At 63.0% G+C, this 16,804-nt stretch carries 15 protein-coding genes; 9 read left to right on the top strand and 6 right to left on the bottom strand.

Translation table 11 applies throughout. The features are described 5' to 3' along the window. Window positions 1-54: 54 nt before the first annotated feature. Together trhA and PDMSB3_RS17170 are read left to right on the top strand one after the other, a co-directional pair. Complete coding sequence (trhA, locus tag PDMSB3_RS17165) at window positions 55-675, top strand: PAQR family membrane homeostasis protein TrhA (RefSeq protein ID WP_007180469.1); 621 nt, start codon at window positions 55-57, stop codon at window positions 673-675. Between the two features lie 213 nt (window positions 676-888). Then, window positions 889-2,451 (top strand): DEAD/DEAH box helicase, encoded by a 1,563-nt coding sequence (locus PDMSB3_RS17170; protein ID WP_165187025.1) that lies wholly within the window; start codon window positions 889-891, stop codon window positions 2,449-2,451. A 153-nt stretch (window positions 2,452-2,604) separates the two neighbouring features. Here PDMSB3_RS17170 and PDMSB3_RS17175 read toward each other — a convergent pair whose 3' ends face one another. The 4 genes from PDMSB3_RS17175 to ggt form a co-directional block, all read right to left on the bottom strand. Next, window positions 2,605-3,129, bottom strand: coding sequence for a hypothetical protein (locus tag PDMSB3_RS17175; protein ID WP_007180467.1), 525 nt, complete (start codon window positions 3,127-3,129; stop codon window positions 2,605-2,607). Window positions 3,130-3,269: 140 nt separating this feature from the next. Then, the gene (locus PDMSB3_RS17180) at window positions 3,270-4,097 is read right to left on the bottom strand and encodes a ferritin-like domain-containing protein (protein WP_007180466.1); all 828 of its coding nucleotides are present in this window, start codon (window positions 4,095-4,097) and stop codon (window positions 3,270-3,272) included. A 347-nt stretch (window positions 4,098-4,444) separates the two neighbouring features. Continuing rightward, the gene (locus tag PDMSB3_RS17185; RefSeq protein ID WP_007180465.1) at window positions 4,445-5,809 is read right to left on the bottom strand and encodes an MFS transporter; all 1,365 of its coding nucleotides are present in this window, start codon (window positions 5,807-5,809) and stop codon (window positions 4,445-4,447) included. A gap of 201 nt (window positions 5,810-6,010) precedes the next feature. After that, the gene (gene ggt, locus PDMSB3_RS17190) at window positions 6,011-7,648 is read right to left on the bottom strand and encodes a gamma-glutamyltransferase (RefSeq protein ID WP_007180464.1); all 1,638 of its coding nucleotides are present in this window, start codon (window positions 7,646-7,648) and stop codon (window positions 6,011-6,013) included. Window positions 7,649-7,992: 344 nt separating this feature from the next. On the opposite strand from ggt, the gene PDMSB3_RS17195 reads away from it, so the two are divergent. The 3 genes from PDMSB3_RS17195 (at window position 7,993) to PDMSB3_RS17205 (ending at window position 10,118) form a co-directional block, all read left to right on the top strand. Further along, window positions 7,993-8,772, top strand: a complete 780-nt coding sequence (locus tag PDMSB3_RS17195; RefSeq protein ID WP_007180463.1) for a DeoR/GlpR family DNA-binding transcription regulator — start codon at window positions 7,993-7,995, stop codon at window positions 8,770-8,772. Between the two features lie 303 nt (window positions 8,773-9,075). Next, window positions 9,076-9,273, top strand: coding sequence for a hypothetical protein (locus PDMSB3_RS17200; protein ID WP_007180462.1), 198 nt, complete (start codon window positions 9,076-9,078; stop codon window positions 9,271-9,273). Window positions 9,274-9,491: 218 nt separating this feature from the next. Continuing rightward, entirely contained in the window at window positions 9,492-10,118 is a 627-nt protein-coding gene (locus tag PDMSB3_RS17205; protein ID WP_007180461.1) for a TetR/AcrR family transcriptional regulator, read from the top strand. Between the two features lie 69 nt (window positions 10,119-10,187). Here PDMSB3_RS17205 and PDMSB3_RS17210 read toward each other — a convergent pair whose 3' ends face one another. Then, window positions 10,188-10,562, bottom strand: a complete 375-nt coding sequence (locus tag PDMSB3_RS17210) for a hypothetical protein (protein WP_007180460.1) — start codon at window positions 10,560-10,562, stop codon at window positions 10,188-10,190. A gap of 200 nt (window positions 10,563-10,762) precedes the next feature. Between PDMSB3_RS17210 and glpD the strand changes: the two genes are divergently transcribed. From glpD to PDMSB3_RS17230, 4 genes are all read left to right on the top strand, one after another. Further along, a complete protein-coding gene (glpD, locus tag PDMSB3_RS17215; RefSeq protein WP_007180459.1) occupies window positions 10,763-12,292 on the top strand; it encodes a glycerol-3-phosphate dehydrogenase in 1,530 nt (509 codons plus the stop codon). Between the two features lie 174 nt (window positions 12,293-12,466). Further along, a complete protein-coding gene (gene glpK, locus PDMSB3_RS17220) occupies window positions 12,467-13,966 on the top strand; it encodes a glycerol kinase GlpK (RefSeq protein WP_165187028.1) in 1,500 nt (499 codons plus the stop codon). Window positions 13,967-14,051: 85 nt separating this feature from the next. Then, window positions 14,052-14,765: an MIP/aquaporin family protein gene (locus tag PDMSB3_RS17225; protein ID WP_007180457.1), complete on the top strand. Its 714-nt coding sequence runs from the start codon at window positions 14,052-14,054 to the stop codon at window positions 14,763-14,765. 174 nt (window positions 14,766-14,939) lie between these two features. Then, window positions 14,940-15,626, top strand: a complete 687-nt coding sequence (locus PDMSB3_RS17230; RefSeq protein ID WP_007180456.1) for an HAD family hydrolase — start codon at window positions 14,940-14,942, stop codon at window positions 15,624-15,626. Between the two features lie 124 nt (window positions 15,627-15,750). On the opposite strand, the gene ribB is transcribed toward PDMSB3_RS17230, so the two are convergent. Further along, window positions 15,751-16,470, bottom strand: a complete 720-nt coding sequence (ribB, locus tag PDMSB3_RS17235; protein ID WP_007180455.1) for a 3,4-dihydroxy-2-butanone-4-phosphate synthase — start codon at window positions 16,468-16,470, stop codon at window positions 15,751-15,753. Between the last annotated feature and the right edge of the window lie 334 nt (window positions 16,471-16,804).

Genomic DNA, 16,804 nt, shown 5'->3' on the forward strand with positions numbered 1-16,804 from the left:
CCGGTATCATATGGATATATATGTCCTTATGAAACCGCGCAGGAGGAAAGAGTCGTGCATGTCGGTGAGCGTTTCAACAGCATTACCCACCTCGTCGGCGCCGTGCTGTCGGTGGCGGGTCTTGCAACGCTCGTCACGATGGGCGCGCTCGACGGCGACGCGTACAAGGTGGTCAGCTTCAGCGTGTACGGCGCGATGCTGTTCGTGCTGTATGCTATCTCCACGCTTTACCACAGCGTGCGCAGTCCGCGCGTGAAAGCGGTCCTGCAGAAATGCGACCATTCGGCGATCTACCTGCTGATCGCCGGCAGCTACACTCCGTTCACGCTCGTCACATTGCGCGGACCGTGGGGCTGGTCGCTATTCGGCGTAAGCTGGGGGCTCGCCGCTCTCGGCATCGTGCAGGAATTGACGCTGGGGCGACGCACCCGCAGCGTTTCGATGGTGCTGTATGTGTTGATGGGATGGCTCGCGCTCGTTGCCGTCCGCCCGCTGGTGCAAGCCTTACCGGCAGCGGGTACCGCCTGGCTCGTGGCCGGCGGAGTCATCTACAGCGCCGGCATCTACTTTTTCATCAACGACGAGCGCATCCGGCACGGACATGGTATCTGGCACCTGTTCGTACTGGCGGGCAGTCTGTGTCAATTCGTCAGTGTTGCGCGCTACGTCGCGTGACATCCCACGGCGGCGAAATGCAACTTAAGGCCAGTCAACGTGTCTGCATAGCGCGTTGAAGCATTCGGCACGCGTTTCCCGCGTGCCGCCGATTTCTCTGCGACCGGAAGTGGGCTTGGGCCTCGAACACGCCATGCGGGCGTGTTCATGCCGCTTTTATGCCTGCCTTGGCCCATTTGTGCCGTTCGCGAAACTGCATTGCAAAGAGCTTTTATGTCTTTTGATTCTCTCGGCTTGTCCGAACCGTTAGTCCGCGCTGTACACGAACTTGGCTACACCACACCGACTCCGATCCAGACGCAAGCGATTCCCGCTGTGCTCAACGGCGGCGACCTGCTGGCCGGTGCGCAAACCGGCACCGGCAAGACCGCCGGCTTCACGTTGCCGATCCTGCAACGTCTGAACTCCTCACCCGCCGTTGCAAACGGCTCGGGCAAGCGCGCCGTGCGCGCGCTGATCCTCACGCCCACGCGTGAACTGGCCGCGCAGGTGGAAGAAAGCGTGCGCGCTTACGGCAAGTATCTGAAGCTGAAGTCGACCGTGATGTTTGGCGGCGTTGGCATCAATCCGCAGATCGGCGCACTGCGCAGCGGCGTGGATATCGTCGTCGCGACGCCGGGTCGTTTGCTCGACCACATGCAGCAGAAGACCATCGACCTGTCGCATCTCGAGATTCTCGTGCTCGACGAAGCCGACCGTATGCTCGACATGGGCTTCATCCACGACATCAAGCGGGTGCTCGCCAAGCTGCCGCCGAAGCGTCAGAACCTGCTGTTCTCGGCCACCTTCTCCGACGAGATCAAGACGCTCGCCGACAACCTGCTCGACTCGCCCGCGCTGATCGAAGTCGCGCGCCGCAATACGACGGCGGAATCGGTCGCGCAGAAGATTCACCCGGTGGATCGTGACAAGAAGCGCGAATTGCTCACGCATCTGATCAAGCAGCACAACTGGTTCCAGGTGCTGGTGTTCACGCGCACCAAGCATGGGGCCAATCGTCTTGCCGAGCAGTTGACCAAGGACGGCATCAACTCCCTGGCGATTCACGGCAACAAGAGCCAGTCGGCCCGCACACGGGCGCTTGCCGAGTTCAAGGACGGCACGCTGCAGGTACTGGTCGCGACCGACATCGCCGCGCGCGGCATCGATATCGATCAATTGCCGCACGTGGTCAACTACGATCTGCCGAATGTGCCGGAAGACTACGTGCACCGCATCGGCCGCACGGGCCGCGCAGGCGCGACGGGCGAAGCAGTCTCGCTGGTATGCGTCGACGAACTGCAACTGCTGAAGGACATTGAGAAGCTGATCAAGCGTCCGGTGCCGCAGGAAGTGGTCGCCGGTTTCGAACCGGACCCGACCGCGAAGCCGGAGCCGATCCTGCGTCGCGGCCAGGGTGGTGGTGGCGGCGGTGGCCGCTCGCCGCGTCAGGGTCAAGGCGCACCGAAGCGTGACGATGCAAGGCGCGGCGGAGCCGGTTCCGCGAAACCGGCGCAGCGGTCGGGTCAGCGCCCAGCGAACGGTCAACAGCAGCCGAAGCCGCAGGGTGCGAAGCCGGCCGGCAACGACGGTCAGCCGCGTCGTGACGGCCAGCGTCATGACGACCGGCCGCGTGCCGTCGCGCATGAAGGCAGCGCTGCGCAGCATGCGCCGCGCAAGCCGCAGGCTGCGAAGCCGCAAGGCGGCAATCCGGGTGCGTTGCTGGGTGGCACTAAGCCGCGCAACGACGCGCCGCGCGGTGGCCAGCCCACGCGCAGTGGTCAGCGCGGGCGTTGAGGTTCTGCGCTGAGCCTTTGCGTTGAGCCTTTCCGCTGGGCCTTTGCGTTGAGGTTCCGTGTTGGGGCTCCGCTTCGAACCTTTGCGTTAAGCCTCTGCACTTAGATCCCAAGCGGCCGCCTTCCCCGGCCGCTGCCCTCACGCGAAGAAGGACTACCGGCCGGCCGCAGCCGCGGCTTGCTTCAGGTGCTCGATCTGCTGTTCCCATCGATCGAGCACCGCCTTTCCCTCCCCTTCCAGTTCGAACGTAATGCCGCTAGTCAGGCGCGCATAACGGACGCTTTGCGCCTCCGCGGTGTCGATCGAACCGTGCAGATAGACGAGCCCGCTGGCGTCGCCGGCAACGCTCGCCAGCGGCGTCATCAGCAGTTGCACCTGATAGAACGCTTCGTCGCAGACAAAGGTAAGCGCCGCCCGTCCGCTTTGCGCTATGGCGCGCGTCGCCCTCGCTTGCGGCCACAACGCGATGCATAGCGTGCGCGAATCCGGCGCATACAACTCGCCGACGCCGAGCAGCGACGTGCGCACATGGCCATTCGCATCGACGCTCAGCAACGACGCCGTAAAACCCGTCTTGCTCGCAAGCGACGAACCGTCGAACAAAACGCGCACGGCATCGGGCCATTCATCGAACACGTTGTGTTCGAGCGGACGTTCGGGGGCAGGAGTATCGCTCATCGTCTCGATCCGGTTAGAGGTGGACAAGTCTGGTCAACAAGTCCGGGGGAACAAGCCCGCATCATGCACCGGGAAGCAAATGGCCCGCATGAGCGGGCCATTTGCAACGCCGTACATCGACGCCGGACATCGACCGTGAATCAGCGGAAGAACACGTGCTGCGTAATCTTGGCGAGCGGGTAATGCACACCCGGCTGGATCCTCGCCGGCAGATCGAGCGGCTTGAGCAGCATCTTCACACACATGTCGGCCGACAGATTGCGCCGCACCAACGCATTGATACGTGCCGCGCGCTCGCGGTTATAGGCCGAGTCGTGCACGCGCTCCGGATAACGAACCGCGAAGACGTGCCGCAAGGCGATCTCGGAGTCCTCGTTCTTGATCTCTATGACGCGGCGCATCAGCGCGCCCAGCACAGCAAGCCGGCCGTTGCCTTCGATCTTGTTGTACTTCTTGAAGTACTTGAAAAAGTGCTTGTAGTGACGGACTTCGTCGGTGCGGATGTTGTCGGTGATCTGCTTGAGCACCGGCTCGTCCGAGCATTCGCCGATCGCGCGATACAGCGTTGCCGTACCGGTTTCCACCACGCAGCGCGCGACCATCTCGAGCGCGCGGGTCTTTTCGAAATCCTCCACTGAACAGGTCAGCGAGTACTCTTCCATGAAATTGCGAAACGCCGTGTCCCAGTCGAACTCGGGCCACACGTAAGCGATATACGTCTTGAGCGCGCGGCCGTGCTGCAGTTCTTCGGGCTCCCACTCCTGGTTGAGCCAGGCCGAGACTTCGGGATCGCCGTTGAAAAACGTGCTCAGGTTGCTGGTGTACAGATCGGAGCCGCTTTCGATAAACGAAGACGCGCACAGCAGCAGCAGCAAGTCTTCGTTAGCGACGGCCTTTTGCCGATCGATGCGGGTGAGGTCGATATCCTCGATCCGCCAGGGCATGACATGGTTCAGCTCAGTGTGCATCGTGTCTTGCTCCGAAAGCTGTATCGACTCGTGGAGCGTGCTCGAAACAGCCCGCTCTCGCCCGAACGGTCTGCCGTGTCAGATACAGCGCCTTGAATTAGAGTTAACCCCTTGTATCTTGCATCTTAGCCGGTGTTTCACAACTCTGCAGATAACCCAGCACAGACCATGCCGGTCCGCCGCAGTTCCAATTCCTCGATAGTCGAAACATTCAGTCGGACAAAATAGCGGCGTCAAGGCACAAAAAAAGCCAGCTCGAAGAGCTGGCTCAAGTCTGCAACGATGCCTCGCCGATCATGTCAGGCAGGCCCGTCGGCGCCTCGGTTCGGCGCCGGCCGCCTTGCCGGTCAGGCGGGCTGAACGCCCTGCATCAGACGCATGCGGCGCATACGCCAGGCTACGACGACGAGCGAGAGGCCCGACAGCACCGCGGCAATCAGCACGTAGTAACTTGGCGCAAGTTTGTCGCCGGTCAAATGAATGAACGTTTCGACAATCGTGGGCGCAAAGCCACCGAAGATCGTCACGCCAATGCTGTAACCGATTGAAAGACCCGTCGAGCGCACTTGGGTAGGAAAGATCTCCGACATCAACGCGGGCATGGGCCCGGAATAGGCCGCCTTGAAAATTCCTGCGGTGCCCTGCAACAGCAGCAGCCAGCCGATGGTCGGATGAGTCTGCAGCAGTGCGAACATCGGATAGATCAGCCCGCCCATCAGGATCGACGTGGTCAGCATGATGCGAATCCGGCCGATCCGATCGGACCATGCGCCCATGACTGGCGAAAGCAGGAATTGCAGGCCGCCGTTGAGCACCACCACGCCGAACGATGCCGCCGCCGGCATGTGCAACTGCTTGACCGCATACATCGGCATGTAGAGTTGCAGCACATACACACCGACCGTGGATTGCGCGACGATACCAACGGCGAGCAGCAGGTTGACCCACTGGCTGGCGAACGAGGCGTCCTTCTCGCCGCTCGCCTCCGTGCGCGCACCGCCAGCCTCACGCGCCTCGCGCAGCGCGAGGAATTCGGGTGTCTCGTCGAGATGCGAACGGATGTAATAGCCCACCGGGCCGACCAGCAAGCCGAACACGAACGGCATGCGCCAACCCCAGTCGTTCAGTTGCGCGGGCGGTAGCCACGCGGTCAGCAGCGAGCCGAACGCGGCCGCCGTGATCGCGGCGAGACCCTGGCTCGCGAACTGCCAGCTGGCGTAGTAGCCGCGGCGCGACGCGCTATGTTCGACCATGAAGGCCGTCGCGCTGCCGAACTCGCCGCCCACCGCGAAGCCTTGCACGAGCCGCGCGAGCAGAATCAGGATCGGCGCCGCCATGCCGATGGTTGCATATGGCGGCATCACCGCCATCGTGAAGGTGCCGACCATCATGAGCGCGATGGCGAGCGTCAGCGCCGCCTTGCGGCCTTTGCGGTCGCCGTAGATACCCAGTACGACCGCGCCCAGCGGCCGCATCAGGAACGAAATGCCGAAGGTGGCAATGGCGAGCAGCGTGGAGAGCCACTCGTCCTGCATCGGGAAAAACTCTTTGGCGATGATGGTCGCGAAGTATCCGTAGACCAGAAAGTCGAACCACTCGAGCGCATTGCCGACCGACGATGAAAACACGATCCGCCGTACCATCGCTTTGGAAAGCGGCGCAGTCGGGGAATGCGCGGAAGTGGTCGCCGACGGCGACGCGGGGGTCTGCATGATATCTCCTGCCTGTCTGATGCTGATGCCCGATACCGGGTGTGCCAGAAGCGCCGCTGGCGTCCGGTGTAGCTGATTCGCGCGATACCTTGCCGCGGCAGTCGATCAATCGCGCCGCCGCGAGCGATGCACGAAGCCTCGCGTGCGTGCGCGGCGAAGCGCCGCCTCAACGGGCGGCCGTTTCGCTGATGGATGCCTTTTCTAGAACCCGGCGGCCAACCCGTCGCGGCGGCTGTCGCTCGCCGCCACATAGCCGCGCTCCGGATCGTTGCGATCGAGCTTCCAGATGTACTGGCCGGAGCCGAAGTCCATGTACGGATCGTCGACCGACTTGATGGTGTGGCCGAGCTTCTGCAAGGCCTCGGCGGTCTTCGGATCGAGCGTCGATTCGATGTCGATCGTGAAGTCGCGATTGACCTTCCAGCGCGGCGCGTCGCACGCGGCCTGCGGCTGCTGACCGTAGTCGAGCATCCGCACGATGGATTGCAGATGACCTTGCGGCTGCATGTCGCCGCCCATCACGCCGAAGCTCATCACCGCTTCCTGCTGCCCGTTCACCTGCTGCGTGAGGAACGACGGGATGATCGTGTGGAACGGCCGTTTGCCGCCTTCCACCACGTTCGGCGACTTCGGATCCATCGAGAAACCGCAGCCGCGATTCTGCATGGCGATACCGCTATCCGGCACCACGATGCCCGAGCCGAAGCCCATGTAGTTCGACTGGATGAAGCTGACCATCATGCCGCGCTCGTCCGCCACCGACATGTAGATGGTGCCGCCGGCCTTCGGCATGCCGAAGTTGAAGTGCGTGGCGCGCTTGTGATCGATCAGTTTCGCGCGCGAGGTGAGGTATGCGTCGTCGAGCATCTGCTCGGGCGTGACGTCCATCGAACGCGGATCGGCAACGTAGCGGTAGACGTCGGCGAACGCCAGCTTCATCGCTTCGATCTGCAAGTGCTGCGACTCGACGTTGTCGACCGCCAGCTCCTTCACGTCGAATTTTTCGAGGATGCCCAGCGCGATCAGCGCCGCAATTCCCTGCCCGTTCGGCGGAATCTCGTGCACCGTGTAGCCGCGATAGTCCTTGCCGATCGGTTCGACCCAATCCGCGCGGTAGTTGCGCAGATCGTCGGCGGTCAGCGCGCCGCCGCCTTCGCGCGAAAATGCGGCGATCCGTTCGGCGATTTCACCCTCGTAGTACGCGCGCGGGCCCTGCTCGGCGAGCTTGCGCAGCGTCTTCGCATGGCCGGGAAAGCGCACCAGCTCACTCACTTCCGGCGCGCGGCCGCGCGGCATGAAAGTTTGGGCGAAGCCCGGCAGGTCCTTCAGTTCCGGCACGGCTGCCGCCCACTTGTAGGCGACGATGCTCGCCACCGCATGCCCGCGCTCGGCGATTTCGATGGCCGGCTCCATCAGGTCGGCGAACGGCAGCGTGCCGAATTTCTGATGCAGCGCCTCCCAGCCGGCGATCACGCCCGGCACCGTCACCGCGTCCCAGCCGCGCTTGGGCTGCTTCGCGAGACCGTTTTCCTCGCCGTATTTGCGCTTGAAGTAGTCGACGTTCCACGCCGCCGGCGACACACCCGAGGCGTTCAGGCCATGCAGCTTCTTGCCGTCCCACACCAGCGCGAAGGCGTCGCCGCCAAGCCCGCACGATACCGGCTCGACCACCGTGATGGCGGCGGCGGCCGCGATCGCCGCATCGACGGCATTGCCGCCTTTCCACAGCATGCGCAGCCCGGCTTGCGCGGCGAGCGGATGCGAAGTCGAAACGATGTTGCGCGCGAACACAGGCAGACGCGGTGTCGGGTAAGGGTTTTGCCAGTTGAAGCCAGTCATGTCGAACACTCTAGAAAGCGCGGCCCGGCTTGCGGAACGCGGAACCAATGGAAACGGGGCGAATGGGGTAGATGGAGTGAAGCACAAGTCAACGCGGAATTCGGGATTGCATCGTGATCCGGCCCAAAAAACAAATTCATTTATCAAATGAATAAATGCGCAAAACGCCTGAATGGATCGTACCGCCGTCGTGTTGCATCTCATGCATGTCGCACGACTTGGCAGACAGTGCGCGTGATGGTCTTACAATACGCTCACCCCGTTCACGCATCACCCGCCCACCGGTCGAGCCCTGGCGCGCCGGCGGCGGGCAGCGCCGACAAAAATCCCACGAACCGAGACACATGACCCGAGACCCCCGCCTGACTCTCAATGCCCGGCAACAGGAACTGCTGGAGTGGGTGCAACGCGACGGCTTCGTGACCGTGGACGACCTCGCGGCGCACTTCGACGTGACGCCGCAGACGATCCGCCGCGACGTCAACTGGCTCGCCGACATGAATCTGCTGCGCCGTTATCACGGCGGCGCCAGTCTTCCGACCAGTTCCGAAAACGTCTCCTACACTGCGCGTCAGCGCATGTTCCACGAAGAAAAGCGGCGCATTGCGGCGCTAGTGGCCACTCACATTCCCGATCAGGCCTCGCTCTTCATCAACCTCGGCACCACCACGGAGGAAGTGGCTCGCGCGCTCAATCGCCACCGCGGGCTGCGCGTGATCACCAACAATCTGAACGTCGCCAGCATGATGAGCGGCTATCCGGATTGCGAGGTGCTGGTGACGGGCGGCATCGTGCGGCCGTGGGACAAAGGGATTGTCGGCGAACTGGCGATCGATTTCATCCGCCAGTTCAAGGTGGACTTTGCGATCGTCGGCACGTCGAGCATCGAAACGGACGGCACGCTGCGCGACTTCGACACGCGCGAAGTTCGCGTGGCCGAAGCGATCATCCAGCACGCGCGCACCGTTTTCCTCGCCGCCGACAACTCGAAATTCGGCCGCCCCGCGCTGGTTCGCCAAGGCCATCTCGATCAGATCGACGCCCTGTTCACGGACATGGCGCCGCCCGCCGCGATGACCGAAACGCTCGCCGCCGCCAACTGCCAGGTATATGTGGCCGAGTGAGGCCAGGCATTCTCCGCCATGCTGCAGCGCACGAAAAACTTCGAGTGAAATCAAGGAACTGACGGCGGCTCCCAACCGCCGCTGAGGCGCCCAATTGTCAAAGGGAAAATTTACTGGGGCCGATTTGGTGTTTAACGTGCGGTTGACTACACTCCAGTTCCCCGGCGTTCGTTGCGCGTTCCGCGTAGCGCCGGTTGCGTGAAACTGTCGTGAGCCGTACCTCCCGCCTGATCCTTTGCGGACTCACTGGCTTGAGCCAGTCGCCGGCAAGGCCGTCCGCGTTTGCCTGACATGGAGAGAACGATGCTGAGTCCGCATGAATTCGCTACGTTGTTGCTCGTCAAGGACGCTCCCAATCAGGTCGACATGGAGCGAGAAGAACTCGACGCCCTGCTGGAACGTCAGTTGGTGGAACTGGAACGGCTCGCGTCAGGCAACGAACAATGGCGCGTGACTGAAACCGGCGACAGCGCATTGCGGGCCATCAAGCGTCTTTCCTAGTTTTCCCGGTTTCACCGCGTCTCTCCGTTGAACGGGCAGTTTATGTCCCAAAAGGGGAGAGGCGCGCAGCACACGGCGCTTTGATCGTGCGGTTGTGCTGCGTTGAGACCGCCCAAATATTCTTCGCGTGAAAAGCAGGACGCCACCTAGCGTCCTGCTTTATTGTGCCCGCCTCATTTACGCAGTAAATTGACGCGACGGACTTTCTGCCTTCGCGCATGCCCAAAACGCTCTCCCCCGACGACATTCGCCAATTCCGCGAAGCCATGCGGCATGTGGCCGAGAATGCGTTCGCCACGCGCGGCGCCGAGGGCGTGACGATGCGCGAACTGGCAAAAGAACTGCGGTGTAGTGCCATGACGCCCTATCGCTACTTCCGCGACAAGGACGAGATTCTCGCGATGGTCCGCTCAGCCGCATTCAATCGTTTCGCGGCACGCCTCGAAGCGGCAGCGGAGGCCGCCACGGAAACGGATCATTCCGTGGTGAGCGAAGCCTACGTCGCTTTCGCACTCGACGAACCGCACGCCTACCGTTTGATGTTCGACCTGACCCAGCGGGACAGCGTCTACCCGGAACTCGCCGCGGCGTCACAGCGCGCGTGGCGCATGCTCGGCGCGCATTTCGAGCGGCTCGTCGCGGCGGGCATTCTGGAAGGCGATCCACGGCTGATCGGCTACGCGTATTGGGCCAGTCTGCACGGCTTCACCATGCTGGCGCTGGCCGATCAGTTGCCGTTGCCGCAGGCGCAACAACCCGACGCCCTCAATACGCCGACGCGCGAAGCCGTATTCGCGCAAATTCGCCGCATGCTGTGGCGCGGCGCGCAGCCGCAGCGCGGCTAGCGCCGGCTACGCGCAACGCCGTTCAGCCAACGGCGGCGCTCGGCAAGACAGCAGGCGCACGCGCCAGGCTCAGCCGTTACGCAAGGTCGGATCCACAGCCGCGCGCCAGCTCAACGCCCTGGCGCGCTGGTCGGTGAAGAACGTCACCCACTGATTACGGATTTGCGGATCGGTGCTCGCGCCCTGGCTCGTGTAACGCTGCGCGATCGACGTCTGGAATGCACAGAAATCGTCCTTCGACAACTTGCCGTGCCGGTTCGCCACATACGCGTCGAACATGGCCGCGTAGACGCCTTGGGCGTCGTTGCCATAGTCGACTGTCTGGGCGCTGCACATCTGTTGCAACGACACGAACGACGGTGCGCCCCTCGTTCCGCTCAGGCTCGGCGAGCTGACGCACCCCGCGAGAAGCGCTGCGGCGCCGATCATCAAAAGTCCACGCATGAATTCACCTCGAAATGGCTGCTGCCGAGAGTATCGTCCGTGGCTGCGCGTTGCGCCACTACCCGGACGACCGTTAGAGGGTCAGCCAGACAATCCGAACTTTACTTTTTCGAATATGTTCATTAAAGTTCGCAAACGAACACTATCGGTTCGATAGATTTTCCAAACGGCTTTCCAGATCGACGTAGGGGACACAGCAGGTGACGCAAGGCTCAAGATACGATTTGCTCGTGGTGGGCGGCGGGATCAACGGCGCCGGCATCGCTCGCGACGCGGCGGGCCGCGGCCTGTCGGTTCTGCTGTGCGAACAGGACGATCTGGCGGCGCATACGTCGTCGGCCAGTACCAAGCTGATTCACGGCGGGCTGCGCTATCTGGAATACCGCGAGTTCGGGCTGGTGCGCAAAGCCCTGCAGGAGCGCGAAACGCTGTTGCGCGCCGCGCCGCACATCATGTGGCCGCTGCGCTTCGTGATGCCGCACATGCCCGACCTGCGCCCGGCCTGGCTGATCCGCGCCGGTCTGTTCCTGTACGACCATCTGGCCAAACGCGAACTGCTGCCCGGCTCGCGCGGCATCGTGATGCGCAACCATCCGGCGGGCGCGCCGCTCGTCGATTCGATCAAGCGCGGCTTTGTGTACTCGGACGGCTGGGTCAACGACGCGCGGCTGGTCGTGCTGAACGCGCTGGATGCCGAGGAGCGCGGCGCGAAAATTCTCACCCGCACGAAACTGTTGAGCGCCGTGCGCGCCGGCGGCGAATGGCGCGCGCAACTCAAACGCGCCGACGGCACGATTCTGGACGTGCGCGCCGCCTCGATTGCGAATGCCGCGGGGCCGTGGGTCGGCGAACTGCTGCAAGGCGCGCTCGGCCGCGCGGCGTCGCACAGCGTGCGGCTCGTGAAAGGCAGCCACATCGTCACGCGGCGTCTGTTCGAACACGACCACGCGTACATCTTCCAGAATCCGGACAAGCGGATCATCTTCGCGATTCCGTACGAACACGATTACACGCTGATCGGCACAACGGATCTCGAATATCGCGGCGACCCGTCGCAAGTGGCGATAAACGCCGAAGAAACGCAATACCTGTGCGACTCGATCAACCGCTATTTCAAGCAGAAGATCTCGCCGGCCGACGTGCGCTGGACCTATTCGGGCGTACGCCCGCTGCTCGAAGAAGAAGGCGCGGACAACCCGTCCGCGGTCACGCGCGATTATTCGCTTGAACTCGACGCGCCCGCCGGTGAAGCGCCTCTGCTGTCGGTGTTCGGCGGCAAGATCACCACCTTCCGCAAACTGGCGGAAGAAGCCGTCGACCAACTCGCGCATGCGCTGCATCACGACGCATCGTCATGGACAGCCGGCGCGCCATTGCCCGGCGGCGATATGCCCGGCGCCAACTTCGAGCGCTTTCTCGGCGAATTCAGGCAGCAGCATGCATGGTTGCCGGCCGACCTCGCGCACCGCCTCGCCCGCGCCTACGGCACACGCGTCAAGCATGTGATCGGCAATGCGCGTTCCGTGGCCGAGCTCGGCCGCGCCTTCGCGCCCGGTCTTTACGAAGCGGAACTGACTTACCTGCGCGATACCGAATGGGCGCGCAGCGCACAAGACGTGTTGTGGCGCCGATCGAAACTCGGCTTGCACGTCGAACCGGGCACGCTCGATTCGATCACACGCGATATCGACGCATGGTTCGCCCGCGAACCCGCGCGACAGAGCGCATAGTCAGACATCGGCACGCGGCGCGCGCTGCATTTGAACGAACCGGATTGCTTCACCCCTCGGCTGCAACAAGCCGGGACGCATCACCACAAACTGTTGCAGCCCGCTTAAAACAACAAGCCGTTCCCGTCGCCGGTTACCCCGCTGGCGATTCATGAAACGCATGGAGAAGAGACAATGCAGGATCAGTACATTCTCGCGCTTGACCAAGGCACCACCAGCTCGCGCGCGATGCTGTTCGATCGGCTCGGCAATATCATGTCGACCGCCCAGAAGGAATTCCGGCAAATCTACCCGCGCCCGGGCTGGGTCGAACACGATCCGCAGGAAATCTGGTCGACCCAGGCCGGCGTCGCCGCCGAGGCCGTGACGCGCGCCGGCATGAACGGCACCTCGATCGCCGCGATCGGCATCACCAACCAGCGCGAAACCACCATCGTGTGGGATCGCGAAACCGGCCATCCTGTCTATAACGCGATCGTCTGGCAGGATCGCCGCACCGCGGACTTCTGCGACCTGCTCAAAGAGCAGGGGCTCGAAGAAAAAGTTCGCGCAAAAACCGGCCTGCCGATCGACTCGTATTTCTCGGCCACCAAGATCCGCTGGATTCTCGACAACGTCGAGGGCGCGCGCGAAAAAGCCAAACAGGGCCGTCTTGCGTTCGGCACCGTCGATAGCTGGCTGGTGTGGAATTTCACCAAGGGCGGCCTGCACATCACCGACGTCACCAACGCGTCGCGCACGATGCTGTTCAACATCCACTCGCTGAAGTGGGACGACGAACTGCTCGAAGCGCTCGACATTCCACGCAGCATGCTGCCGGAAGTGCGTGCTTCGTCGGAAACGTACGGCCCGACCAAGACCACCGTGTTCGCTTCGAAGATTCCGCTCGCGGGGATCGCCGGCGATCAGCACGCCGCGCTCTTCGGCCAGATGTGCACGGAGTCGGGCATGGTGAAGAACACCTACGGCACGGGCTGCTTCCTCGTGATGAACACCGGCGACAAGCCGATCGAATCGAAGAACAATCTCGTCACCACGATTGCCTGGCAGATCGGCGACCAGATCAATTACGCGCTGGAAGGCAGCATCTTCATTGGCGGCGCGGTAGTGCAATGGCTGCGCGACGGCCTCGGCATCATCAAGAACGCCGCTGAAATCGAAACGCTGGCGCGCAGCGTGCCGCATTGCGACGGCGTGTATCTGGTGCCGGCCTTCGCCGGCCTTGGCGCACCGCACTGGAATGCGCGCGCTCGCGGCACGCTGTTCGGCGTGACGCGCGGCACGTCGTCGGCGCATATCGCACGCGCCGCGCTCGACTCGATCGCCTATCAATCGCTCGACGTGTTGAAGGCGATGGAAGCCGACTCCGGCATTCGCATCGGCGAATTGCGAGTGGACGGCGGCGCCTGCGCGAACAATCTGCTGATGCAATTCCAGGCGGACATTCTCGGCGTCGACGCCGTGCGCCCCAAGGTGTCGGAAACGACCGCGTTGGGCGCCGCTTATCTGGCCGGTCTCGCGGTGGGTTACTGGAAAGATGTCGACGAGCTGCAAAGCCAGTGGAAACTCGACCGCCGCTTCACGCCCGCCCTGCCGCACGCCGAGGTCAAGGCATGCCTCGACGGCTGGAAGCGCGCGATCCGCGCCGCGAAGGCCTGGGCCGATACGCCCTGAGCGCGTTTTTCCAGCACGCCTGTCTCGACATAAGAAGCCGCTTATCCCGCGGCTTCCCCGACAACTATAGTTCGGATAACCAACGATGCATCCTTACATTGCGGAATTCATCGGCACGGCGCTCGTGGTGCTGCTCGGCGACGGCGCCGTTGCCAACGTGCTGCTTGCGCGGACCAAAGGCAAAGGCGCGGATCTGATCGTGATCGTGATGGGTTGGGCGATGGCCGTGTTCATCGCCGTCTACGTCACCGCGTCCTTCAGCGGCGCGCACCTGAATCCTGTCGTGACCGTCAGCCTCGCGCTGGCCGGCAAGTTCGCGTGGGCCAAAGTGCCGGGCTATGTGGCCGCGCAGATGCTCGGCGGCATGGCCGGCGCGCTGCTCGTGTGGGTCGCCTATCGCCAGCACTTCGCGAAAGAAGGCGATGCCGACGTAAAGCTCGGCGTGTTCTGCACCGCGCCGGCGATTCGCAGCGTGCCGCATAACCTGCTCACCGAAATGATCGCCACCTTCGTGTTGATTCTCGGCGTGCTGTATCTGGCTTCGCCGCAAGTCGGCCTCGGCGCGCTCGACGCGCTGCCGGTCGGCCTGCTGGTGCTCGGCATCGGCATCTCGCTCGGCGGCCCGACCGGCTACGCGATGAGTCCCGCACGCGACCTGTCGCCGCGTTTGATGCACGCGCTGCTGCCGATTCCGGGCAAGCGCGATAGCGACTGGCACTATGCGTGGATTCCGGTTTGCGGTCCGCTGCTGGGCGGTGCGGCGGCAGCGTGTCTGTATTTGTACCTGCACGTGCATTGATCCGGGCGCGCGCTTAAGACCCGCCTCAGGGGCATGTCAAGGACGCGCCCGAGGCGCGACGGAAAGCGGCGGCGCCGCGCGGGCGGCGCCAAAGCACGTATCATGACGCTTTCACTCTGTGCGCATGCGCTTGCAATCGCCTTGCCCCATGCGCTTCGCTTTCCGTTTCCAGGCATGATCGACCACCTCATCTGTGACTGCGACGGCGTGCTCGTCGACAGCGAAATCATCGCTGACCGCGTAATGCTCGAAACGCTGAGCGCCACGTTCCCCGGCCTCGAATTCGAACCCATCGTCAAAACGGCCTTTGGCCAGCAAACGTCGCGCTTTCTCGAAGGCATCGAGAGGTCGTTCGATATCACGCTGCCCGCCAATTTTTTCGACACTATCGAACACAACGTCGAGCTCGCGCTCGCGGCTTCGCTCAGCCCGATCAACGGCGTGCGCGACGCGTTGCAACGAGTCGCCTTGCCGGCCGCCGTCGTCTCGAACAGCCGCATGACGCGCGTGAATGCATCGGTGCGGCGCGCGGGTCTGCAGCAGATTTTCGGCGAACGCATTTTCAGCGCGGAACAGGTGGCCCGCCCGAAGCCTTATCCCGACGTGTATCTGTTCGCCGCGAAGACGCTGGGCGTGGAGCCGTCACGATGCGTCGTGGTGGAAGACAGCGTGGCGGGTTTGAATGCAGCGCGGGCGGCGGGTATGAAAACGATCGCTTTCGTCGGCGCGAGCCATATTCCCGATGGCTACGCGGACGCGCTGCGCAAGATGGGCATGACGCGCATCATGCAGCATATGGATGAATTGCCCGCGCTGGTCGAAGCGGGCATGCGCGGCGAATTCGGTGACGTGCAGTCGTAGCCGTTCGCGGCGATAAGAAAGCCGGTAGTTCAATGAAGACTGCCGGCTTTTTTTGCCTCAACGCATGAGACGAGACGCAATAACGTATGCACACGTCACCTCACGCCCGCACACTCCTCGCGTATCAAGCCTCGTCGGCCACGCATTCGCGCGCCTGCGCCAGCGCCTGACGAAACTCCACCAGCTCGGCGATGGTCAGCATCGGCAGATTGTGTTGCGTGGCGAAGCGCTCCACGTCCGCGCCGCGCGTCATCGTGCCGTCCGCGTTCATCAGCTCGCACAGTACGCCGGCCGGCTTCAGACCCGCGAGAATCGCCAGGTCCACCGTGCCTTCGGTGTGACCGCGGCGCGCGAGCACGCCGCCGGGTTGCGCACGCAACGGGAACACATGGCCGGGACGCACGATATCGGCGGGCTTCGCCGTATCGGCAATCGCGGCGCGAATCGTCGTCACGCGATCGAGCGCGGACACGCCGGTGGTCACGCCCTCGCGTGCTTCGATAGAAACCGTGAACGCGGTGCCGTGACGGCTTTCGTTGTTGACGGCCATTGGCGGCAGTTCGAGCGCGCGGATCTTCTCGTCGGGCAGGCACAGGCACACAATGCCGCTGCATTCGCGGATCAGCAACGCCATGGTTTCGACGGACAGACGCTCGGCGGAGACGATCAGATCGGCTTCGTTCTCGCGGTCGTGGTCGTCTTGCAGCACGACGGCGCGGCCATCGCGCATTGCTTGCAAGGCGGCGGCGATACGCGGCGGAACGGCTTCGGTGTCGAGCAGCGGGAGATCGAGGAATGCGCTATCCGCAATCGTCGAAGGAGCAGGAAAAGTAGCAAAAGACATAGTTGAAACGCTCATCGCAAAAGTTGGGCGAGAAACGTTTCAGGGCATTGCAAACAGACAAAGACGCACCGTTGAGCGCCGCGCAAGGCAGCGTTCGCGCACCGCCCGAAGCTGCAAGCGGCGCCACGGAAACGAACGTGACTATCTGCACATCTTCTTCCATCCGGACTCTAACCGTCGGCTCTGGCTTCTCACCAGATCTGCTGACCCCATGTCGACCAGAGTTGGTGCTTTAGCTGTCGGCCGGAGTTCACGCTTTAGCGCGTTACTCCGGTCCCATGCAAAGCACTGACTCGGGTCCCATGCAACGTAGTTGCACAGATCCAAACACCTT

Origin of the sequence: Paraburkholderia dioscoreae, from assembly GCF_902459535.1 — a bacterium.
In the GTDB taxonomy this organism is placed as follows: Bacteria; Pseudomonadota; Gammaproteobacteria; order Burkholderiales; family Burkholderiaceae; genus Paraburkholderia; species Paraburkholderia dioscoreae.

Excerpts from the sequence above, each read along its gene's own strand:
- PDMSB3_RS17170 (WP_165187025.1), top strand. The coding sequence starts at position 889 with ATGTCTTTTGATTCTCTCGGCTTGTCCGAACCGTTAGTCCGCGCTGTA.
- PDMSB3_RS17175 (WP_007180467.1), bottom strand. The coding sequence starts at position 3,129 with ATGAGCGATACTCCTGCCCCCGAACGTCCGCTCGAACACAACGTGTTC.
- PDMSB3_RS17180 (WP_007180466.1), bottom strand. The coding sequence starts at position 4,097 with ATGCACACTGAGCTGAACCATGTCATGCCCTGGCGGATCGAGGATATC.
- PDMSB3_RS17185 (WP_007180465.1), bottom strand. The coding sequence starts at position 5,809 with ATGCAGACCCCCGCGTCGCCGTCGGCGACCACTTCCGCGCATTCCCCG.
- ggt (WP_007180464.1), bottom strand. The coding sequence starts at position 7,648 with ATGACTGGCTTCAACTGGCAAAACCCTTACCCGACACCGCGTCTGCCT.
- PDMSB3_RS17195 (WP_007180463.1), top strand. The coding sequence starts at position 7,993 with ATGACCCGAGACCCCCGCCTGACTCTCAATGCCCGGCAACAGGAACTG.
- PDMSB3_RS17200 (WP_007180462.1), top strand. The coding sequence starts at position 9,076 with ATGCTGAGTCCGCATGAATTCGCTACGTTGTTGCTCGTCAAGGACGCT.
- PDMSB3_RS17205 (WP_007180461.1), top strand. The coding sequence starts at position 9,492 with ATGCCCAAAACGCTCTCCCCCGACGACATTCGCCAATTCCGCGAAGCC.
- PDMSB3_RS17210 (WP_007180460.1), bottom strand. The coding sequence starts at position 10,562 with ATGCGTGGACTTTTGATGATCGGCGCCGCAGCGCTTCTCGCGGGGTGC.
- glpK (WP_165187028.1), top strand. The coding sequence starts at position 12,467 with ATGCAGGATCAGTACATTCTCGCGCTTGACCAAGGCACCACCAGCTCG.
- PDMSB3_RS17225 (WP_007180457.1), top strand. The coding sequence starts at position 14,052 with ATGCATCCTTACATTGCGGAATTCATCGGCACGGCGCTCGTGGTGCTG.
- PDMSB3_RS17230 (WP_007180456.1), top strand. The coding sequence starts at position 14,940 with ATGATCGACCACCTCATCTGTGACTGCGACGGCGTGCTCGTCGACAGC.
- ribB (WP_007180455.1), bottom strand. The coding sequence starts at position 16,470 with ATGTCTTTTGCTACTTTTCCTGCTCCTTCGACGATTGCGGATAGCGCA.